Origin of the sequence: Homoserinibacter gongjuensis (assembly GCF_030161875.1) — a bacterium.
GTDB classification, from domain to species: Bacteria; Actinomycetota; Actinomycetes; order Actinomycetales; family Microbacteriaceae; genus Homoserinibacter; species Homoserinibacter gongjuensis.
In genome coordinates, this window is sequence record NZ_BSVA01000001.1 from 413088 (window position 1) to 434614 (window position 21527).

The 21527-nt window shown below is 67.5% G+C and carries 18 protein-coding genes and 2 pseudogenes; 7 read left to right on the forward strand and 13 right to left on the reverse strand.

What is annotated here, in order from left to right:
• Positions 1 to 287: 287 nt before the first annotated feature.
• From QQK29_RS02325 to QQK29_RS02335, 3 genes are read right to left on the reverse strand one after another with little or no spacing between them, the layout of a single operon-like run.
• Positions 288 to 680, reverse strand: a complete 393-nt coding sequence (locus QQK29_RS02325) for a PH domain-containing protein (protein WP_284297463.1) — start codon at positions 678 to 680, stop codon at positions 288 to 290.
• Positions 681 to 740: 60 nt separating this feature from the next.
• Positions 741 to 2393: a hypothetical protein gene (locus QQK29_RS02330; RefSeq protein ID WP_284297465.1), complete on the reverse strand. Its 1653-nt coding sequence runs from the start codon at positions 2391 to 2393 to the stop codon at positions 741 to 743.
• 14 nt (positions 2394 to 2407) lie between these two features.
• Positions 2408 to 2803, reverse strand: coding sequence for a hypothetical protein (locus tag QQK29_RS02335; protein WP_284297467.1), 396 nt, complete (start codon positions 2801 to 2803; stop codon positions 2408 to 2410).
• 230 nt (positions 2804 to 3033) lie between these two features.
• On the opposite strand from QQK29_RS02335, the gene QQK29_RS02340 reads away from it, so the two are divergent.
• The gene (locus tag QQK29_RS02340; protein WP_284297469.1) at positions 3034 to 3183 is read left to right on the forward strand and encodes a hypothetical protein; all 150 of its coding nucleotides are present in this window, start codon (positions 3034 to 3036) and stop codon (positions 3181 to 3183) included.
• Positions 3184 to 3365: 182 nt separating this feature from the next.
• Here the strand turns inward: QQK29_RS02340 and QQK29_RS02345 are convergent, their stop codons facing one another.
• From QQK29_RS02345 to QQK29_RS02365, 5 genes are all read right to left on the reverse strand, one after another.
• Positions 3366 to 4442: a GIY-YIG nuclease family protein gene (locus tag QQK29_RS02345; RefSeq protein WP_284297471.1), complete on the reverse strand. Its 1077-nt coding sequence runs from the start codon at positions 4440 to 4442 to the stop codon at positions 3366 to 3368.
• 417 nt (positions 4443 to 4859) lie between these two features.
• Positions 4860 to 5867, reverse strand: a complete 1008-nt coding sequence (locus tag QQK29_RS02350) for an RHS repeat-associated core domain-containing protein (RefSeq protein WP_284297473.1) — start codon at positions 5865 to 5867, stop codon at positions 4860 to 4862.
• A gap of 470 nt (positions 5868 to 6337) precedes the next feature.
• Positions 6338 to 12169, reverse strand: coding sequence for a PA14 domain-containing protein (locus QQK29_RS02355; RefSeq protein ID WP_284297475.1), 5832 nt, complete (start codon positions 12167 to 12169; stop codon positions 6338 to 6340).
• Positions 12099 to 12722, reverse strand: coding sequence for a hypothetical protein (locus tag QQK29_RS02360; RefSeq protein WP_284297477.1), 624 nt, complete (start codon positions 12720 to 12722; stop codon positions 12099 to 12101). Before QQK29_RS02360 ends, QQK29_RS02355 begins: the two co-directional genes overlap by 71 nt.
• A complete protein-coding gene (locus QQK29_RS02365) occupies positions 12662 to 13168 on the reverse strand; it encodes a hypothetical protein (protein WP_284297480.1) in 507 nt (168 codons plus the stop codon). Before QQK29_RS02365 ends, QQK29_RS02360 begins: the two co-directional genes overlap by 61 nt.
• A gap of 325 nt (positions 13169 to 13493) precedes the next feature.
• On the opposite strand from QQK29_RS02365, the pseudogene QQK29_RS17665 reads away from it, so the two are divergent.
• Both QQK29_RS17665 and QQK29_RS17670 read left to right on the forward strand, forming a co-directional pair.
• A pseudogene (locus QQK29_RS17665) lies at positions 13494 to 13991 on the forward strand (MFS transporter); the annotation flags it as partial.
• Between the two features lie 62 nt (positions 13992 to 14053).
• The gene (locus QQK29_RS17670) at positions 14054 to 14617 is read left to right on the forward strand and encodes an MFS transporter (protein ID WP_348533778.1); all 564 of its coding nucleotides are present in this window, start codon (positions 14054 to 14056) and stop codon (positions 14615 to 14617) included.
• Positions 14618 to 14709: 92 nt separating this feature from the next.
• Here the strand turns inward: QQK29_RS17670 and QQK29_RS02375 are convergent, their stop codons facing one another.
• The 4 genes from QQK29_RS02375 to QQK29_RS02390 form a co-directional block, all read right to left on the reverse strand.
• Positions 14710 to 15696: an aldo/keto reductase gene (locus QQK29_RS02375; RefSeq protein ID WP_284297482.1), complete on the reverse strand. Its 987-nt coding sequence runs from the start codon at positions 15694 to 15696 to the stop codon at positions 14710 to 14712.
• 256 nt (positions 15697 to 15952) lie between these two features.
• Positions 15953 to 16330 carry an alpha/beta fold hydrolase gene (locus QQK29_RS02380; protein ID WP_284297483.1) on the reverse strand — a complete coding sequence of 126 codons (378 nt, stop codon included), beginning with the start codon at positions 16328 to 16330 and terminating at the stop codon, positions 15953 to 15955.
• Between the two features lie 49 nt (positions 16331 to 16379).
• Positions 16380 to 16739 (reverse strand): alpha/beta fold hydrolase, encoded by a 360-nt coding sequence (locus QQK29_RS02385; RefSeq protein ID WP_284297485.1) that lies wholly within the window; start codon positions 16737 to 16739, stop codon positions 16380 to 16382.
• A gap of 41 nt (positions 16740 to 16780) precedes the next feature.
• Complete coding sequence (locus tag QQK29_RS02390) at positions 16781 to 16978, reverse strand: hypothetical protein (protein WP_284297487.1); 198 nt, start codon at positions 16976 to 16978, stop codon at positions 16781 to 16783.
• A 181-nt stretch (positions 16979 to 17159) separates the two neighbouring features.
• Between QQK29_RS02390 and QQK29_RS02395 the strand changes: the two genes are divergently transcribed.
• Both QQK29_RS02395 and QQK29_RS02400 read left to right on the forward strand, forming a co-directional pair.
• On the forward strand, positions 17160 to 18080 hold the full coding sequence (locus QQK29_RS02395; RefSeq protein ID WP_284297489.1) for a DUF4349 domain-containing protein: 921 nt from the start codon (positions 17160 to 17162) through the stop codon (positions 18078 to 18080).
• A 54-nt stretch (positions 18081 to 18134) separates the two neighbouring features.
• Positions 18135 to 19504: pseudogene (locus QQK29_RS02400) on the forward strand (MFS transporter).
• Between the two features lie 9 nt (positions 19505 to 19513).
• Here the strand turns inward: QQK29_RS02400 and QQK29_RS02405 are convergent.
• Positions 19514 to 19930 carry a pilus assembly protein CpaE gene (locus QQK29_RS02405; protein ID WP_284297490.1) on the reverse strand — a complete coding sequence of 139 codons (417 nt, stop codon included), beginning with the start codon at positions 19928 to 19930 and terminating at the stop codon, positions 19514 to 19516.
• Between the two features lie 124 nt (positions 19931 to 20054).
• Between QQK29_RS02405 and QQK29_RS02410 the strand changes: the two genes are divergently transcribed.
• Together QQK29_RS02410 and QQK29_RS02415 are read left to right on the forward strand one after the other, a co-directional pair.
• Positions 20055 to 20777, forward strand: a complete 723-nt coding sequence (locus QQK29_RS02410) for an aquaporin (protein ID WP_284297491.1) — start codon at positions 20055 to 20057, stop codon at positions 20775 to 20777.
• A 73-nt stretch (positions 20778 to 20850) separates the two neighbouring features.
• A complete protein-coding gene (locus QQK29_RS02415; RefSeq protein WP_284297492.1) occupies positions 20851 to 21507 on the forward strand; it encodes a hypothetical protein in 657 nt (218 codons plus the stop codon).
• Positions 21508 to 21527: the final 20 nt, after the last annotated feature.

Consider the following 21527-nt stretch of genomic DNA (forward strand, 5'->3'; position numbering starts at 1 on the left):
TTCCTCCCCGCGCGTGTTCGCGCGCCCCGCTTGCGATGAAAATCCCTGATGGGAACGACCTCGACTCAGCCGAGACCGAGCCCCTTTGCTCTCCCCCGGCCGGGAGGTGTGACCACTATATATCGGGCCCCTGACAGGGAGCCAACCCTAGATGTTGTGGGCGTGTCATCCACAGATGTGCATAACTTCGCCCCGGTTATGCACACTTTCCACAGCGTAGGCGGGGCGTCTGACGCTATGCGGAGCAGGCGTCTGCCCCTGCGACCTGCCCCGGCTGACGCGACCTACTAACTTGTGCGCGCTCGGATGACGTCGTTGAGCGTGCTCGCTTGTTTCGACGCCGCGCCCGGGGCGGTGACGCTTGCCCGGATGGGAAGTTGACTGCCATCGGTGAGGGTGATCTGAATCATCGAGAGCAAGCGCGTATCGATCCCCTTGCTCAGCACCCCCGAGTATGGGACCGCGTCGCTTCTTCGGATCTCCGACCATGCCAACTCGCGAGTCCGCAACCAGGACACCACGCGGACTCCTGTCACTGTCGAGTACACCCCGACCACCAACGAACGCAAGAGCGCGAGAAGTCCGAGCGTTTGGAAGCCAACGGCGATGAGAGTCACCACGAGTGAGTCCCCGAACGAGCCAGCGACGACGAAGCTAACGAAGGAGAAGGTCACGATCACGAAACAGAGGATCGCGAGGCCGCGCGCCCACCGGCCAACCTGAGGAAGCCGCGTGCTCAACTAATACATCCCACGATTGATGTGCCGTTTCGGAAGGGGCTTGGGCTCTAGGTTCACGTAGATGGTGAGTCCGAGGGAATACATGAACTCGGCCGAAGCCCCGAGGGCATTGATCCCCTTCGTCCTGGATTTTATTGCAGCCCGAGTCAATCCGTTCCCAGCGGTCGCGACGACAGGTCGGGCGATCTTGGCGACGGTTTTTGTCAGTACGCCGACTGCCCCAGCTCCGACCATGCTAAGTGCCGAAACAGCAGCCTCCGCATAGCGTCCTTGAAGCGCGTGCGCCGCCGTGGATACCGCTCCACAGGCCATACCGACAGCCCCGGGAATAAGGCCGCAAACGGTAAGTATGCCGCTGGCGATGGGGTTGTCCGTAAGGAACTTGGCTGCAGTCTGCACTCCTGACCATGCCGTCTCTACGCCAGACCAGATGTCGCTCCACACGTCGGTGCCAGCGAAGTCGAACCTATTCACCGGATCGCTCGGGTAGTCATATGCGTTGGTGACGCCGCCTTCGACGGGGTCGATGGACATGAATCGGCCGAGTGCTGCGACGAAGACGCGGGCGCCCATCTCGATCGAGGCGATCGAGCCTTGGTGTTCGTAGAGGTTGCGTGCTCCGCCGACCCAGGCGTAGTCGGCATCCGAGTCCGTGATCGTGTCGGGCACGGCGTCGTCGGCGGTGGTGGTGCCGATCTGGCCGGTGATGGGGTCTATAGGCTGCCCGAACGGATCATAGGTCGCCCGGGTGCCGATGCGGGTGCCGGTGGCATCGGTTTGGATGATGACGTCGCCGTGCAGGTTCGGGTAGGCCCAGTCCTGCGCAGCCCCGGCGACGTTGATGCGCACGGTCGCACCGCCGGGCAGGCCGATGGTCGCCTCCACCAGGGCGCCCGTGACGTTGAGGATGCCGAAGGCACCATCCCCGGCCCCGGCGTAGCTGTAGCGGGTGACCTGGTCGGGGTCGCCGGGCTTGGTGACCTTGCGTTCCACGATCCGGTTCGTCGCATCCCGCAGATAGGTGACCACCGTGCCATCGGAGAGGGTGGCCGAGATGTGCCGGTTGGTGATGTCGTAGCCGAGCTGCTGATCCGCCAGCACCGTCGTGTTGCCGCGGGTGTCGTAGGCCAGCGTCGCGCCCGGGCCGGTCGTGGTGAGGTTGCCGCCCGCCACCGGGGACGCGCCGGCCGGGGCCGCCGTGACCGTGGTGCCGGTGAGCCGGTCGGCGGCGTCGTAGCAGTACGCGACCGTGGTCGGGGTGCCGCCGTCGAAGGTGTCCGAGAAGGTGGTGCGGTTGCCGTTGGCACCTGCGGCCATCACACCGCAGCTGGCGGCGCCGAACCCGTACTCCAGCACATGACGCGGGATCTCCGCCCGCACCAGACGGCCCGCCGCATCGAACCGGTACGTCGAGGTTTCCTGGCCTGCCGAGGCCGTGTCGGTGAGGGTGTTCTGGATGATGCGACCCGACTGCGACCGCACCACCGCATCCCACACCGACGACGCATCCGCGAACGCCCACTGCATCCCGATGGTGGCGCCCGTGTACGGGTCGCGGGTGATCGAGGCAAGGCTCGTGCCGTTCGCATACGCCACCGACTGCAGCAGCTGATCGGACGCATACGCCGGGTCGGCGAACAGCGTGCCGTTCACCTTGACCGAAAGTCCTACTCGGTGGCGGGGGCACCTGGGTCCAGCACCCATCCGGGTCGGCCGCTGCTCAGGCTACGCGCTTGGTCGGCGTTGAGCGCCGTGCTCGCTTCGAGTGTGACCATCGGCACCTGAAGTCGCTCCAGGTCGCGCCAGTCCGGCATCTCACGAACGCGGCTCAGGTCGAGCCGGGCGAGCGCGGGAATCGCATTTAGGTGGTCGATGCCGAGCACCGTGTCGACACGTGACAGATCGAGCCATTCGAGGTTGACCGCGCCGTCGAGAGTCGAAGCATCGAAGACTTTCTGACCACGAACTTTGAGCGTGCGGAGGCGATCCGCGCGCTCAAGACGCGGTGCTCCTGTGAGGCCACGCGCACGGTGGATGACGAGGTCGCTGACCTGCGGCCCCACGACGAGGTCGCTCGGCCAGGGGTGCGCTCGAGATCGAGGTGAGCGCTCAACAGGTGCGGCCCCGCGGCTCCGTGCGCGCCCTTGCTGCCTCTCGCGATGAGCCGCTCGATGCGCTGCATCGCGACCAGTGGCTCACCAGGAACATCGATGATCAGCGTGCGAGGGGCTCCGTGGGCGAGGCTCGCCCAGCCGTTGACGTGTGCGGAGTTCGGGATGGTCACCGTCGCCGCGTGCGCCAACTGGCCGGCGATCCGCGCGAGGTCGAACCCCGGCTGCAACTCAAGTCGCAAGTTGAGCCCTTTGGCGACCGCAGCGCTCAGCTCATCGGCCGTTCGAGGCGGGGCATCGCCGCCGATGCGGAAGGTGACGCGGGCACTTGATGCCGGTGTCAACATCGATCGCGCACCCACCCAGTCGCGCGTCCAGTCCTCGATCTCGCAGAACGGAATCCATTCATCGGGAACTCCGAACTTCGCCAACCACACCTGTTCGTTCGGCGGGCGGCCCCACGACACGTTTGGCACCGGAGCATCCGCGCGGGCAGCGCCGACTTCAGAGTTCCTCATCGAAGACCGCGTGCCTTTCGTGTACCAGTGATCATTGCGAGAGTAGGGTTCAGCGAACGCCACAATCGATTCAGCATCGCCTTTTCACCGCGCTTGAAAGGCGAAAAGTCTTTCTTGATCGCCAGCTCACCGGCTGCCCACTCAGGCGTCAATGTTGTACCCAACTTTGCTACACGCGAGTTCGAGTTCATGCGATTGTAATTCTTGACATGGGCCTGCTCGAAGAAATTGATCACGGCCTGCTCGACTTCAGTGCGCTGCGTGAATGTGCTCCCGGGCATGCTTCGGTAGGTGATCGCTGTCGGGGTCAGACCGCCAAGATACGGACCGGCAGAGTGCTGGCTCAGGCGGCGCGCAATATCGGTGCTCTCGCCGACATAGTAGGCACCGTTACTAAACTCGATGATGTATACGCCCGAAGTGGCAGGCGGCACCCACCATCCGTCCGGCCAATATTCTCCAGTCAGGTCATACCCGTTGATGGGGTCGCTGGGGTAGTCGTAGGCGTTGGTGACGCCGCCTTCGACGGGGTCGATGGACATGAATCGGCCGAGTGCTGCGACGAAGACGCGGGCGCCCATCTCGATGGAGGCGATGGAGCCTTGGTGTTCGTAGAGTTTGCGGGCCCCGCCCACCCAGGCGTAATCGGCATCCGAGTCGGTGACCGTGTCCGGCACGGCGTCGTCGGCGGTGGTGGTGCCGATCTGCCCGGTGGCCAGATCGATGGGCTGCCCGAACGGGTCATAGGCGGCCCGGGTGCCGGTGCGGGTGCCGGCGGCATCGGCCTGGACGATGATGTCGCCGTGCAGGTTCGGGTAGGCCCAGCCCTGCGCGACACCGGCCGCGTCGATGCGCACGGTCGCACCGCCGGGCAGGCCGATGGTCGCCTCCACCAGGGCGCCCGCGGCGGTCAGGATGCCGAAGGCACCGTCTCCGCCTCCGGCGTAGGTGTACCGGGTGACCTGGTCGGGGTCGCCGGGTTTTGGTGACCTTTCGTCATGCGATACGCGATCGGGCCACAGCCGGCTGCTTACGCCGTGTTCGCGCCCCAGACCACAATCGCGAGCTCCCACCGCTGGCTATGCGATCCCGATTGCTCGGCCGCTGCGGCACGCTCTCAACCATCCGCCCACTCAGTGAGGTCTACTCGCGTGAACCAGTTCGTTGCTACCGAAACGACACCGTCGTGTCGACGATACCGCCCACTACAAAGCGCGCCGACGAGGCCAGCCACACGTCTTGCTGATCTAGTAAATAGTTCTGCCGACGCTTCATACGAGACACCTAGGAACGCCGAAAGAAATACCTCCGCGCCACGCCACCACACTCTTACGGCTGTATTGGAGTTCTCGCTTCGGAGCTCGACGAACCACATGAATGGATTTCCATATCCAGATTCTTGGCCGACCGACAACTGCCAGTCCGCTCCCAACCGCTCCTTCACCGCTCCCAGTTCCTCTCGAGAGCCTGACCAAAGTCGTTGTCGGTGGTCATCGATACATCCCAATATTGATGTGCGTTGTGCGCGCTGGACCAACGCCGATGCGGAATACGTTAGTCCCGGTTGCTTGCTTTCCCATCCACCCCCACCCGATGCGAAGGGGCCCCCTATTCAGCAATCCGGATCCTTTCGCGAACAGCAGGGAGCTTCTGGATGTGAGGCTCGTGCGGGCAAGCAAAGTCCCCACTGTGGTGACGGCTGGCCTTGAGATCCCTTTTATTACGACCTGCTCGGCGGCATGCGTAGCAGCGTATCTTGCGGCACTCCGGATAGCTCCGCCGACTACAACTCCGCCTGCACTTGCGCCAGGAATGAGACCGGTCGCTCCGCCTAGCGCAGCGTTAGCAGCAAGACCGGACCACGAGAATTCATCCGTGCCGGCCGTCTCTGCGGCGTACCCTGCCGCGCCGGCGGCGACACCGATGCCGACACCGATCGCCACCAAGGCTGCAGCACCGCAAACCACCGATGCAATGCAGGCGGCAGTGGCCGCCACTGCGCCCACTGTCGCGACGACCCCGACAGCGATTGAAAGCGCCGTGCGCCACCATTCGTCAGCCATCCCGGTGAGATCCATCTTGTTGATGGGGTCGCTGGGGTAGTCGTAGGCGTTGGTGACCCCACCTTCGACGGGGTCGATGGACATGAATCGGCCGAGTGCTGCGACGAAGACGCGGGCGCCCATCTCGATGGATGCGATGGAGCCGTGGTGTTCGTAGAGTTTGCGTGCTCCGCCGACCCAGGCGTAGTCGGCATCCGAGTCCGTGACCGTGTCGGGCACGGCGTCGTCGGCAGTGGTGGTGCCGATCTGCCCGGTGGCCGGGTCGATCGGCTGCCCGAACGGGTCATACGACGCTCGCGTGCCGATGCGGGTGCCGGTGGCATCAGTTTGGACGATGACGTCGCCGTGCACGGTCGGGTAGGCCCAGTCCCGCGCGACCCGGGCCGCGTTGATGCGCACGGTCGCACCGCCGGGCAGTCCGATGGTCGCCTCCACGAGAGCACCGGTGGCGTTGAGGATGCCGAAGGCACCATCCCCACCGCCGACATAGCAGCCTCGATTCTGCGCAACTAGGCGCTTCCGTGACCCACAGCCTTCTGAATCACATGCCGGATCTCGGAATATGCTTGCTGGTAAGCAATCTCGACAGAAGGAAGACGAATCGCGTACGGACCTTCGTCATTGCGAAGTTCCACTTGCACACGTGGCGATCCATCATCCGACAGGAATTGCCGCGTACGGACGCTGATCGGAAGTCGTCGATAGGCCCTCGGCCCCACCAGGCCCCATGTTCGAAAACGTGCGCGAGATCCAATCGCGTACACCGCCCAGTCCCCCTCGGCTTGCTGTGGGCGTGCGCGAGCCTCGTGCACGAGGCAGCTAGCCAACCTCTCGGCAATCTGCTCCGTGGTGCCGGACGTTTCCATCGTCCATTCACACGCTATTTCAGGTAGCAAAGCTCCTCCTCAGAACATGTACCGAGCTATCGTCCATACGTCTGCCGTGGTTGATGCCACGCCGACGAGATCCATCGCTCGACCGAGCGTAGGCATCCGGAGTTCGTCCATGAGTACCGCGCCGCCGCCCAAGAAACACCCAACAACGAAGCCGATTCCCGCCCCAGGCGCCGCTCCGACGCCCGCGGCTAGCGCTCCCGCACCAGCACCGGTCGCCGCGCCGAGTCCCCCTCCAACCAAACAACCTCCGCCCACTTTGGCCCAGCTCACTTCGGCCAGTCGGTCCCCGAGGATATCCCAGCCGCTCGCGGGGCTCGGGGACCCGGCAGGGGCTCCGAGGGTTGCGGGCACCGGTGACGGACCCGGCGACGGTGACGGTACACCGGACGGCGCGCGCTGTGAAGCTGGCCTTGAGTTGCCGGGCTGTTGGGGAGGAACAGTCCCGTGCCCTAGCACTCCATCGCACGTCTTGTCGTACGCGGCGCGAGTCGGCGTACACAGTTTCTGCCCGCTGAGGTCGAACTTATTGATGGGGTCACTCGGATAGTCGTACGCGTTGGTGACGCCGCCTTCGACGGGGTCGATGGACATGAACCGGCCGAGGGCGGCGACGAAGACGCGGGCGCCCATCTCGATCGAGGCGATCGACCCGTGGTGTTCGTAGAGTTTGCGTGCTCCGCCGACCCAGGCGTAGTCGGCATCCGAATCCGTGACCGTGTCGGGGACGGCATCATCCGCGCTGGTGGTGCCGATCTGCCCGGTGGCCGGGTCGACGGGCTGCCCGAACGGGTCATAGACGGCCCGGGTGCCGATGCGGATGCCGGTGGCATCGGCTTGGATGATGACGTCGCCGTGCAGGTTCGGGTAGGCCCAGTCCTGCGCAGCCCCGGCCGCGTTGACACGCACGGTCGCACCACCGGGCAGTCCGATCGTCGCCTCCACCAGCGCGCCCGTGGCGTTCAGGATGCCGAAGGCACCATCCCCACCACCCGCATAGGTGAACCGGGTCACCCGGTCCGGGTCGCCGGGTTTGGTGACCTTGCGCTCCACGATCCGGTTCGTCGCATCCCGCAGATAGGTGATCACGGTGCCGTCGGAGAGCGTGGTCGACACGTGCCGGTTGGTGACGTCATAGCCGAGCTGCTGATCCGCCAGCACGGTCGTGTTGCCACGGGTGTCGTAGGCGAGGGTCGCGCCCGGGCCGGTGGTGGTGAGATTGCCGGCCGTCACCGGGGACGCGTCGACCGGTGCACCCGTGACCGTGGTCCCGGTGAGACGATCTGCGTCGCCATAGCAGTACGCGACCGTGGTCGGGGTGCCGCCGTCGAAGGTGTCAGAGAAGGTGGTGCGGTTGCCGTTGGCACCCGCGGCCGACCCGATCATTCCGCACACGCCCGCACCGAATCCGTACTCGAGCACATGCCGGGGGATCTCCGCCCGCACCAGACGCCCCGCCGCATCGAAGCGGTAGGTGGAGGTGTCCGGGCCTGCCGAGGCGGTGTCGGTGAGGGTGTTCTGGATGATGCGGCCCGACTGCGACCGCACCACCGCATCCGACACCGTCGACGCATCCGCGAACGCCCACTGCATCCCGATGGTGGCGCCCGTGTACGGGTCGCGGGTGATCGAGGCAAGGCTGGTGCCGTTGGAGTAGGCCACCGACTGCAGCAGCTGGTCGGACGCATACACCGGGTCGGCGAATAGCGTGCCGTTCACCTTCACCGACAGCACCTTCCCGTCGGCGTCGTAGGTGTACGCCTGCACGATCGCCGCACCACCGGGCGGTGTAGTGCTCGTGGAGAGCACGCGCCCCGTCTTCGCCTCGTAGCTGGGAGTGGTGACGGTGCCCCAGACATCCTCGTACGCGACGACACGACCCAGCAGATCGACCGTGGTCGTGATGGTGCCAGCCGGGTCGGTGACCGAGGTGACCAGCGGGTTACCGCCGACCATGTAGTCCGGGGTCACGATGCGCTCATCGGCGGATCCCTTCGCGATGGCCGTCTCGGCCACCCGACCGCGGATGTCATAGGTGACGCAAGACCACGCGGGATCCCCCGTGGTCTTCGTGCCGATCGTGCGGCCGAGGATGTCGTACGCGTACTGCGTAGACACCGCCGACCCACTCGCCGGCGTCGGGCCCGTGATGCTCTTCAGCCATCCGTACTGGGGCGTGGTCGCAGGCAGATCGCAAATCAAGGCACCACCATCGGTCCCGAGTTGTTCGGTGTCGGCGTAGTAGTCGGAGGTGGTGACCGCGCCGCCGCTCGACGGCATGGTACGCGTCAGGCGCCGCAGCCAATTGTTCGCCGCGGTCGAGGGTGCCTCGTACCCGATGGTGGTGGTCAGACCCAACCCGCCGGGGTCGACGGTGGCGGTGGTGACCATGCCCAGCCACGGGTTGGCGCCGTACCCGGTGGAGGTCGACAGCGGTGTGACGAGGTTCGATGCCAGCCCCGACACGGCTGGCACAGAGTCGTCGACGGTGGCGGAAGTGGCGAGGTTGTAACCCGGGGTGAGCGCAGTGTCGGGGATGTTGGTGAAGGTGCCGCCGTTGATGGCCCATTGCAGGGTGAGGGATGCGGTGCCGGTGAGCGAGAAGAACTCTGCCCGGATGCTGCGGCGCTCACCCGCTTCGATGCCGGTGATGATCGAGCTGTTCAAGGTGGAGGTGGTGGTGTTGGCGACCATGTCTGACACCAGCAGCTCGTCGTTCAGGTAGAGGCGCCCGCCGTCGTCGAAGATCGTGCGGAACTGGTAGTCGCCGGCGGTCGGGAAGGTGAGCACCCCCGACATCCGCAGCGAGAAGTTCTCTGCCGGGATGCCGGTGTACGGGGCGGCGGTGCCCCAGTTGCGGGAGGCGAGGGTGCCGGTGCCGCCGGTGAGGCCGAGGCTGAAGTCCTTCGGTACCCCGGAGAGGTTGTTCGTGGCGTAGTAGGCCACATCCAACCCTTGGAGACCCTCGTCGTATCGGGTCTGGGTGTGGCCGACCTCGATCGGGCACGAGCTCGCCGGGGTGCGGTCCGTATCGAAGCAGGATGCCGGTGCAGGCCCGTAGTTGTCGGTCGGTAGGTCGGTGAAGGAGTCGTAGATCGTGGTCGACATCCGCCCCCATGCGTCCGTGGAGGACAACAGCAGGTCGTCATCCGACCACACCTGCTGCGAGGTCAACCCCAGCGGCGAAGTGGTCGAGGTGGCCCGCCAGGCTGTGTCGTAGGTGACGGTGGAGGCGTGCGCCCCCGCCGGCGCGTCGGTCAGGTCGAGGCCGTCGATGTCGACCGTGGTGGTGCCGGCCCCGTACGTGTAGGTCTTCTTCGGCCGCAGCGACTCGCTCGTGCCGTCGGGGGCGGGCGCGGTGACCGAGGTGACCTTCCCGTCGGTGTACCCGATGACGGTCGCGTCGGTGTCGGTGTGGCTTCGGTTGTCGGTGTCGGCTTTGATCCAGTCGTTGACCAGCGGGTCCCAGACACGATCGAGGATCCCGTCGGTGTAGTGGAACACCACCTGCTCGCCGCCGGGATCGATGATCGATACGAGCTGCCCGTTCTCGTCGTAGAACAGGCGGGTGGTGTCGTCCTCGGTGGTGTGGCCGGGGTAGATGATTTGGCACAGGAACCCGGTCGGTGCCGCCGTGTACTCGGATGCGGTGGGGCAGCCGGCGGTGTCGCCGCCATAGACGAACTGCACCACCCGAGAGGTCGTGTCCCCGGCGACGGGGTCGGAGATCCGATCCGGCGCCCCATTGACCCGGTAGGTGATCACCGGGGTGGCGGGTTTCTTCGCATCCTGCGGCGACGTCACAGAGGTGACCTTGCCTGAGGTGTCGAAGACGTAGATCGTGCCGCCGTCGTTGAGGGTGACCTGCCCGGCGCCGTCCAGGGCGAGCACACCGTATTCGCCGGTCGGGGCGGTGTAACCGCCGTCGGACTTCTTCGTGTAGGTGTGCACCGACCCGGTGACATCCGTCAACGCCACCGTCGTGCTCGTCTTCTTCGCCAGAGTGTAGAACCCACCAGCCCCGTTGATCGGACCCGAAGTTGACCAGCCACCTGGCAGGTACTGCACCTTCTTCGTCAGCCACGACGCCGGAACCGGGATGCCGTCCGGGTCGGTGATGCCGGGGCCTTTAACCCGCAGCTCGAGGCGCGCATCCCCGGTGGTGTCGAAATACGAGACGGTGATCGGCTTCGCATCCGTGCCGAAGGTCACCGCGCTACCCCAGTCGGTTGTAGTGATGGAACCGGTCGTGGCGCTCCACTTGTTCAGCACCGTGGTGCCGTCTATCTCGACCTTCGCCCCGTCATTGCGCACCACCCCGAAGGTGTATGCGCCGGCTGTGGGGACGGTGACGAACCCGTCCCACTTCGCCAGCCAGTAATCCGCTGGCACCGCATCGAACACCTTCTCGGGCACGTTCAACGACACCACGGGGTCGGTGCGCACCAGCACCGGCTCCCGCCCCGTGAAGCTGAAGCTCGTGGTGGATGTCTGCCCCTGATCCAGCGCGTTGAAATACGACCCGACCAGGCCATTGTTCGCGGTCGGGTCGGCCTGGGAGTTGTAGGAGAACGACATGCCCATCGGGCCGCCGAGGGTCTGCACGGTCGGGGAGGCGAAGTTCAGCGCCAGGTTCCCATTCGCAAGATTGACGCTCGCGGCGCCTGCGGAGTCGAATGGCGACGGGCCGGAACTGCCCAGCCTGAGGTTCACGGTGAAGTGCCCGGTCCAGGCCTGTTCGGCCTCGTCGGTGCCGTCGTCGGCCCACACCCGCCAGGTGTAGTTCACGCCGTCCTGCAACAGGGCCGGATCCGGGGTCCACTCCACCGGCGCCCCCGGTGTCGTGTCCGTCGGCGTCAACCAGCCAGACGTCGCCACCGTGCCGTCCCGCCCGTCCTTACCGGTGGCGACCACGAACTTGTATCGCACCGGATCCGCGTCATCCGGATCCGCCGCATACCCCACCGAGAACGTCGGCGTGACCGTGGTCACGACCTCCTCATCCGACGGCGAAGCCGTGCCCTGATCCACCACCGGGGTGCTGTTCGTCGTGAAATACCAGGCCGCGTTCGTCGCGGACCGCTGGGTGTTGTTGCCGAGGTGCCCGTCGCGGTTGTCTTTGACCCACACCCGGTACCGGTAGGCGGTGTTCGGTTCGAGCATGTTCGAGGGCACCTGGAACTCGCCCGCGTTCACCCATTCGGTCGTCTCGTAGGCGATGTTGGTGAACGGGCCGGACCCGTTGGTGCTCGTGTCGCCGGGCAGCCCGATCTTCTCGAACTGGTACCGGTACGTCAGCGTGGTGCCGGAGTCGCCGGTGCCGGTGGCCTGCACCTTCACCGCGCGCGGGGCCGTCTGCCCGTTCGTCGGCGACGCGCCCGTCACTCCCGTCACCGACGGGTAGGACGCATAGACGACCACGAGGTAGTTCGTCATGCCCTTGTAGCTGTAGCCGGTGTTGGCTTCGTGGGCGCTACGGAACCCGAGCCAATTGTTGTACTGCCCCGCCCGCACCCACGCTGCGATCGTGGAATCCAGACTGTCGTAGGTGCTGCTCGACGCCGACGCACCCCCGTTGCACATCGTGAACGGTGAACGATCCGACCCGTACGAGCCGACCCCGGTCGGGTTACTCGACCCCGAGCCGACATACCCGAGCAGACACGTCGCGGTGCCGGTCGTGTAGCTCATCCCGATCGCCGTGTCATACACGTACTTGCCGGCGACGCTGCTCAGCGGGTACCGGGCGAACCCGCGCCAGTAGATCGCATGGTTAGCCTGCCACGGGTTGCCGAACCAGATCAGGTTGTTCTGCACCACCCCGTCCGACTTGAATGACTTCATCGCGTTCGGACCCAGATTGGTGTTCGGGTCGATCGTCACCGGATACACCCGACCCGCATCCGTCAGCCACGCAAAGTCCGGCCGCAACGTCAGCAGCCAATCCTCGCCGCGGCGCGTGACGCTCGACGCGACCGAGGTGAACTCGGGCTCCCGCACCCTCGACTCCGGCGGCGTCCCACATCACCGGCGGTGAGATCGTGAACCGCACCGACCCCTCCGCGTCCAGCACCAGGTATCCGCCGGCCTCGTCTGACTCGACCGTCAATCCCGGCGCCGACAGCAGCCACCGGTACTCCGGTGCGGTCTCCGGCGGCGCGGCCAGCACCATCGACTCCTTCACACCCGACCGCTCGACCGCATAGTTGAGATCCACACCGGGCAGCACGTTCCGGAACCACAGCGGATGCTGCGTGCCATCCCGATACGTCGCCACCGACCCGCGCACATCCGCCGCACCCAGCAGACGCCAACTCAGCGACACCTCCCCATCGGTCACCGTCGCCAACTCGCCACCCGAACGCTGCGCGAACTCCGGCGACAGCGGATGATCCACCGCCTCCCAGCCGCCAACTTTCCGTTCCAGCTTCGTGTCAACCGGAACCCACTCGCCCCCGAGCGCACATTCGCCGGGGCGTCCGAAATCACCGCCACCTTCAGCCCGTCATCGAGCTGGTAGCTCGTGGAGAACTCATCCCGCCCCACCACCGGCAGTGCATCGAAATCCAGCGATGCCAGATCCAATGGCCGATCCACCCGCGCCGACGCCCCCACCGGACTCGCCACATTCCGCGAAGCCTCGACCGCGAAGTCGCCTTCGGGCAACTGCGGCTTCAGAGCCTTCGCGGGGGTCGAGGTCGGCGCCCCCAGCACCACGCTCAGATCCGGATCCGCCTGCACCACCACCGGCTGGGCGGCCGATGGCGTCACCATCGTTACCACCAGCACGGACGAAGCAAGAGCAGCAACAGACGACCGCACAGCGGTGGTGACGAGAGACATGTGGTGGTGATCCCATCGACAAAGGGAATGCCGCAGCATCGCGACACCGCGAACGTAGAACCCGGTAGACCGCCCTGTCTAGAGGTTTCGTCACCCAAAGACCGAGTGGAATACCCCCAGTGCGAGGGGCATGTGCGGTGGCGGCGGTTTCGAGACGCGTCGCGCTTCGCGCGGCGCTCCTCAACCACCTGGGGGCGGCGCGCCTCCTCAGTGTCGCCCCGAGCAACTAGGCTCGGAAGGCTGTGAACGCGTATCTCGACCTGCTGCGAACCCGGGGGTGGCCCGGATCATCGCCGCGCAGTTGGTGGCGCGATTCCCAGGCGGCATGATCTCGCTCGGGTTCCTCATCCACATCGAGAAGATCTTCGACTCCTACGGCGCCGCGGGCCTCGTGCTCGCCGCCACCTCGGTCGGCCAGGCGATCTCGGGACCCGTCACGAGCCGCTGGATGGGGCGCTGGGGCATGCGGCCGGTGCTCGTCCTCACCACGGTGGTGTGCGCCGCCGCGCTCTCGGTGATCGCGCTCGCGCAGCTCGAGCTGTGGGCGTTCATGCTCGTCGGCCTCATCGCGGGCCTCAGCTACCCGCCCGTGCAGCCCGCGGTGCGCACCATCTACCCCAAGATGGTGAACTCGCGTCAGCTCACTCCGCTGTTCTCGCTCGACGCCTCGGCGCAGGAGATCATCTGGATCGCCGGGCCCGTCGCCGTGACCTTCGTCGCCACGCAGGTCTCCTCGGTCATCGGCATCTTCATGTCGGTGCTGTTCCTCGTGGTCGGCGGCGCGTGGTTCATCTCCTCCCCGAGCTCGGCCGGGTGCGCATCCCGCGCAGCAAGCGCCGCCTCGGCGTCGTGCTCGCCCGCCCGCCCGTACTGCTCGCGACCGTCGTGGGCTTCCTGCTCGTCGGCGCGTGCGCCGCGATCGAGGCATCCGTCGTCGCGACGTTCGGCGAAGAGGGGGCCGAGTCGGGCATCGTCCTCGCGATCTGGGCAGTCGCCTCGCTTGCCGGCGGTCTCGGCTTCGGCAACATCCCCATCGGCCCCTGGGCGCTCGCCCGGCGCATGACGTTCGTCTTCGTCGGCGCCGCCCTCGCGATGTTCGCCTTCGACTTCTGGACGATCTCGGGCGCGCTCGTGATCTCAGGCCTCGGCATCGCGCCCGCCCTCGCCGTGATGTTCTCGATCGTGTCGGCGAGCGTCAAGTTCTCCGACACCGCCGAGGCCTACGGATGGGTCGGCACCGGTCAGCTCGTGGGCGCGGCGCTCGGATCTGCCGCGGCGGGCTTCCTCATCGACGGCTACGGATCGGTCGGCGGTTTCATCGCCGCCGCCGGGATCGCGCTGCTCGGGGTGCTCGTGCCCGTCGTCTTCCGCAGGGCGCACCCCGACCTGCGGGGGCGCGACGCGAGCCCGCTCGCCGACACGGAGCCGGTGGCTCTACCCCCGAGTTGAGCCCGCGCCCAGAACGTGGCGCAGCGGGAGAAACGACCGCGTGGCGGGAGGCGTTTCCCCCGCCGCTGGGTCACGGCTCCAGCTGCGCCAGGTCACCAGCGGGAGTGGATCGCCGCGCGGAAGCGGCGGTCGTAGAGCTCGCGCACGGATGCGGTGAACGGCTCGCCGAGGTCGGGCACCGAACCCGCGGCCGCGTTCGACTCGGCTTGCGCGACGTTGCGCGCACCCGGGATCACGGTCGACACGCCGGGCAGCTGCGCGACCCAGGCGAGCGCCGCGACGGCGGGAGTGAGCCCGGCATCCGCGGCGAGCGCGGAGAACTCCCGCGCGGCCTCGACGCCCTCGTCGTAGTCGACGCCCGAGAACGTCTCGCCCTGATCGAACGCCTCGCCGTGCCGGTTGAAGCTGCGGTGGTCGTCGGATGCGAAGGCCGTGTCGTGCGTGTAGCGCCCTGAGAGCAGACCGCTCGCGAGCGGCACCCGCGCGATGATGCCGACCCCGGCTTCCTGAGCCGCGGGAAGCACGGCGTCGAGAGGCTTCAGCCGGAAGGCGTTGAGGATGATCTGCACCGTCGCGACGTTCGGGCGCGCGATCGCGGTGAGGGCCTGGTCGACGGTCTCGACGCTCACGCCGTAGTTGGCGATGGCGCCGTCGGCCACGAGGGCGTCGAGCGCATCGAACGTTTCGTCGCTCGCGTACACGGTGGTCGGCGGGCAGTGCAGCTGCACGAGGTCGAGCGTGTCGACCCCGAGATTGCGACGGCTGCGGTCGGTCCACGCCCGGAAGTTGGACATGACGTAGTTCTCGGGCAGCTGGTCCATGCGCCGGCCCATCTTGGTGGCCACGGTGACGCCGGCATCCGGGTTGTCGCGCAGCCAGCCGCCGATGAGACTCTCGCTGCGCCCGTCGCCGTACACGTCGGCGGTGTCGAAGAAGGTGACCCCCGCATCCCGGCTGGCATCCAGCACGGCCCGCGCGTCGGCTTCGCTCACCTGGCCCCAGTCGGCGCCGAGCTGCCAGGTTCCGAGTCCGATCACTGAGACGTCGCGGCCGGTGCGGCCCAGGGTGCGATGCTGCATGAGTCGAGCCTAGAAGACTTGAGGCGGTTGAGGAGCGCCGCAGGCGCGTCTCGAAACCGACGTCACCGCGGTGCTGGTTTCGAGACGCCGCTGCGCGGCTCCTCAACCAGCGGTGGGGCCGCTGCGCGGCTCCTCAACCAGCGGTGGGGGTCGCTGCGCGGCTCCTCAACCAGCGGTGGGGGTCGCTGCGCGGCTCCTCAACCAGCGACATTGTCAGCTGGTTGAGGAGCGCCGCAGGCGCGTCTCGAAACCAGCGTCACGACTCCACGTCGTCGACGGCGCGGGCGACGGCGCGCGCGAGCCGCTTGCCGATCAGGTGCGTGGCGCCGCGCACCCGCGTGACGGTCACCCCGCGCAGTCGCGACGCGATCCGCATGCCTCCGGGCGAGCTGAACTCGTCGAGGTCGCCGTAGACGATCTCCACCGGAACCCGCACGGCAGCCAGGTCGCTGATCGTGGTCTGCGACTCGATCGTGTGCTCGAGCGACTTCACGAACGGCTCCCAGGTGCGCTCGTTGATGTCCATCGCACGCGGGATCGCGAGCATGTCGCCGATGATGCCGCCGTTTCGGATGGTGAACTCGCGGTTCTCGCGCAGCCATCGATACGCGCGCAGGTAGAACTGCTGCACCACGCGATCCCGCTCCTCCGACAGCGCGCTCGGGGCGGTGTAGATCGGGGGCTCACGAGCACGAGCCCCCGCACCCGCCGGGGTGCCGTGCCGCGTAGCGGGGCGCGATGAGCCCGCCCATCGAGTGCCCCACGAGCACGAACGGCTCCCGCAATCGGAGTGAGCGGATGGTGCGGGCGAGAGCCGCGACGTGCTCCGGCAGCGTGTACTGCGCATCGAGGGGCGCGGGCGAGCCGCCGAACCCGAGCAGGTCGATCGTGATGCAGCGGTGGCCGGGAGCCAGCAGCGGGATCACGTTCGTCCAGGTGATCGAACTCGACGCGATCCCGTGGATGAACACCACGACGGGGCCCGACCCGACGTCGTTCGCGACGTGCAGCAGAGGCGCGCGTCGGAACGGATTCCACCCCATGCCCCGAGGCTAGCGGGCATGGGGTGGCCAGCGGCGCGGGTTCAGTCCTCGCGCAGCTTCTCCTTGTAGTCGTTCTTGGCGTGCACGCGGTCGCGGTCAGCTTCCGCCTTCTTGACCTCGGCGTCGGCCTGCACCTCGTCGACCTTGTCGCTCACGCGCTCCTTCGTGTCGTCCGCCCACTCGCCGACCTTCTTGCCGGTGGCTTCGGCGGCGTCCTTCGCGTCATCCAGGAATCCCATGTCGTCCTCCTTCAGGCCGTTGCGTTCATCCCACCCCGGATGCGGGTCGCGCGACACGGGGTTGACATGCGTCGAGGCGCGCCATAGTGCGCACGCCGTGACGGAATCGTGACCGCGGGACGATCGAATCGTGATGAAAGTTGGGTGGTGCTCGCGTCAGCCCGCCCCTAGCGTGACGAGCATGAGGCACATCTCCCGAACCACAGCAGCCCTCGCCGCGGTGCTCGCGGCGGGGATCGTCCTCAGCGGATGCTCGGCGGGGGCCGACTACAGCGGTGCGTCCGACGGCGGGTCGACCGCCGAGCGGGCTCCGCTCGCGGTCGACGCCGCCGACACCGCGAGCGACGGCGAGCAGAACGCGGCCGCCGCCGACCAGGCGCTCGTCATCACCGGCACCGTCACGATCACCGCCGACGACCCGATCGCGGCGTCCGAGAAGGCCACCGCGATCGCCCGTGCGGCCGGTGGGCGCGTCGACGCGCGCACCGAGTACGCACCGCGCGACGGCGACGCAGGCAGCGCGACCCTCACCCTCCGCGTGCCGGCAGACGCCGTCGAAGACGTGCGCGACCAGCTCAAGGAGCTCGGCACCGTCGAAGAGACCGACTTCTCCTCGGTCGACGTCGGCACCCAGCAGCGTGACCTCGACACCCGCATCACGACCCTGCGCGCGTCGATCGCGCGCTACACCTCGTGGCTCGCGGATGCCGACACCACGGCGGATCTGATCCAGCTCGAGCAGGCGATCGCCGAGCGGCAGAACGAGCTCGAGTCGCTCGAGGCGCAGCAGCGCGCCCTCGACGACAAGGTGGCGATGTCGACCATCACCCTCCAGCTGCGCTCGGTCGCCCTCGCCCCGCCGCCGGATGGCCCCGACAACTTCTGGGAGGGGCTCGTCGTGGGCTGGAACGGCTTCGTCGCCTTCTGGGGCGGTGTCGCGGTCGCCCTCGGGGTGGGCCTGCCGTGGCTCGTGGTGCTGGGGGCGGTGCTCACCGTGGTCGTGCTGCTGGTGCGCCGGGCCGGACGGTCGTCCGTGACGCCGCTCACCGCATCCGCGCCTGCCGCCGCGACCGCGCCCGCCGCACCGAGCGGTTCGGAGTGACGGATTCCGCATCGGCTCTGGCAGATGTGGACACTGTTCACATATCCTGAGCCGATGCGGACCTTCACCCAGGTGCTCGTCAACACCGGCGTCGCCAACGTCACCACGAGCTACCTCTGGTTCGCCCTGACCTTCTGGGTCTACCTCGAGACCCGCTCGGTGCTCGCGACCGGCGTCATCGGCGGCGCCTACATGCTGCTCGTCGCGCTCTTCTCGATGACCTTCGGCACAATCGTCGACCGGCACCGCAAGCAGCGTGTGATGGTGTTCGCGGGCGTCGTGACCCTCGTGGCCTTCGGCATCGCGGGCGGGCTCTACCTGCTCTACCCGGAGCGCCAGCTCGTCGACATCCGGGGGCCCGCGTTCTGGTTCTTCACGGCGATCATCCTCATCGGCGCCGTGGTCGAGAACATGCGCAACATCGCACTCTCGACGACCGTCACTCTGCTCGTGCCCGAGGAGCGTCACGCCAACGCGAACGGGCTCGTCGGCACCGTGCAGGGCTTGGCCTTCACGGTCACGAGCGTCTTCAGCGGCCTCTCGGTGGGGCTGCTCGGCATGGGCTGGACACTCGCGATCTCGCTCGTGCTCACCGCGGGCGCGCTCGTGCACCTGCTGTTCCTGCGCATCCCCGAGAACGAGCCCGCGCGCGACCCGAACCGCACCGGCCTGCTCGACCTGCGCGGCAGCATCGCGGCCGTGCGCGCCGCGACCGGTCTCTTCGCCCTCATCATCTTCTCGACGTTCAACAACCTCGTCGGCGGTCTCTACATGGCTCTCATGGACCCCTACGGTCTCGAGCTGTTCGCGGTCGAGTGGTGGGGGTCGTGCTCGGCGTGACCTCGACCGGCTTCATCATCGGCGGTATGGTCGTGGCCCGCTTCGGGCTCGGTCGCAACCCGATCCGCACGATGCTGCTGCTCGTCATGATCATGGGGCTCATCGGCGCGTTCTTCACGATCCGCGAGTGGTGGTGGCTCTACGCGGGCGGGATCTGGCTGTACATGGCCCTCGTTCCCGCGATCGAGGCGTCCGAGCAGACGGTCGTGCAGAAGGTCGTACCGTTCGAGACCCAGGGGCGCGTGTTCGGGTTCGCGGCGGCTTTCGAGTCGGCGGCGGCCCCCGTGACGGCGTTCCTCATCGCCCCCATCGCGGAGTTCGTGATCATCCCCTACATGGACTCGGCCGCGGGGCGCGGCGACTTCGGATGGCTACTCGGCGAGGGTGAAGCGCGCGGGATCGCGCTCGTCTTCCTGGTGGGCGGGCTCGTCATGGTGCTCGCAGCGGCGGGCGCATTCCTCACCCGCTCGTACCGCAGGATCTCGGCGCTCTACCTCACCCAGCGCGAAACCGTCGAAGCGGATGCGGTGGAGCTTCCGGCGAACAGCCGCGCCGCGGTCGCGGGCGAGGCGACCGTCGACTAGGCGGCCCTATCAGGCCGCCGAACGGATGAGCGCGAGCAACGCCTCGCCGTAGGCCTCGGTGGGGTCGTCGGCCTCGAACACGTACACGACCCCGGCCCGCTCGGTCGTGACGCGATAGCTGGCGCCGGCTCCCTGCGGCACGCGCTCGAGGCTGCGGAAGGTGCCGTGCAGCAACTCCCGAAGCTGCTCCTCGCGCGGCATCCAGAGCGCGTCGTCGAGAGCGACCGAGTCGAGCGCCCACTCGGTCGTGCCGTTGAAGCCCAGCACCGATCCGGTCGGGTAGTGATGGGCCTCGATCGTCATGTCGCTCACCGTGAAGACGTCACCCTCGAACTCGCCACCCACGAGCTGGAAGGCGTCGCCCGACACCGGTGTCCAGACGAGGCCGGCCTCGCGCAGGGCACGGGCGAGGCGGGTCGAGATCATGACTCCAGTCTGCACCGGACGACGTGTCTGCGCGGGCCGCGCAGCATCCGGCGTTCCTCGGCCCCCTGACCTCGCCTCGCGACTAGCCTGGAGGGGTCTGACCGCCACCGAAAGGAATGGACGCATGGCCGACACCGAAACCGCCGTCCCCGCCTCACTCACCCGCCGCCTCATCGCTGAGGCGTTCGGCACCTATCTGCTCGTCTTCGGCGTGATCGGCGCCGCGCTGTTCTTCTCCACCCCTGACAACGGCGGGGCGCTCCCCGTCGCCCTCGCCGTCGGCCTCGCGGTGCTCACGGGCGCCTACGCGGTCGGCTCGATCTCGGGCGGCCACTTCAACCCGGCCGTCACGATCGGTGCCGCTGCCGCGGGCCGCTCGCGCTGGGCCGACCTGCTGCCGTACTGGATCGCGCAGATCGTGGGCGGCGTGCTCGCCACCCTGACCTTCGGGCTGGTCGGCGTCATGAGCGGCAAGGACCTCGACTTCGGTGCCGTGTCGAACGGATTCGGCGAGCACTCGCCGCTCGGCTTCGGCATGGGCTCGGTCATCGTGGCCGAGATCGTCGCCACGATGCTGTTCGTGCTCATCATCCTCGCCGTGACCGCGGCGGGCTCGACGACGGCGGGCTTCGCGCCGCTCGCGATCGGCCTCGCACTCACACTCGTGCACCTCGTGATGATCCCGATCAGCAACTCCTCCGTGAACCCGGCGCGTTCGATCGCGACCGCCGTGCTCGGCGGTCCCGACGCCCTCGCTCAGCTGTGGGTGTTCCTCGTGGCACCGCTCGTGGGCGGCCTCATCGCGGGCGTCATCTACCGCCCGCTGTTCGGCGGCCCGAAGGGCTGACCTCCCGGCATTCCCACGGGATGCTCAGGGTCTGTCGAGACGCCACCCCCGATAATCGTGGGGTGGCGTCTCGGTGGAGGAAGCCCTGCGCTCTGCGCGGGTGCGCATCCTCGCGTCGATGCTGCTGGTGGCCGCGATCGGCATGACGGCGGCAGGAGTCAGCGCCTACCTCATCCAGCGCGAGCGCGTGCTGGCCCAGATCGACGACCGCCTCGCGTCGACCGTCGAGGGGCTGCAGTGCATCGCCGACGGCTGCGACGGCAACGACCAGCCGGTCTCGGTGCTCGACTTCCTCGGCCAGGCGATGACGCGGGTGCTGCCGGATCATAACGAGTCGACTCTCGGGATCATCGACCGGAGTCCGCGGCTCCGCCCCTCGAGCGGCATCAGCTTCCGCCTCGACGACGATCCGGCCTTCATCGCCCGAGTGCTCGACGAAGCCGATCCGGATCACGTCATCCGGGGCACCGCGGCCACCGACTTCGGGGCGCTGCGGTACGCCATCATCCCGGTGCAGATCCCGGGCGACCCGGCCGCGGGCCTCTACGTTTCGGCCTACGATCTCGACGCCGCCCTCGCCGAGATCACCGAGGCGTTCCGCACGTACTGGCTCGTCGCCGCGGGCGCCCTCGTGATCGTCGGGCTCGTGGGCTGGTTCGTCTCGGGCCGCATCCTGCGCCCCTCCGGTCGCTGCGCCGCACCGCCGCGGGCATCGGCGAAGACGATCTGACCACGCGGATCGATGCCCGC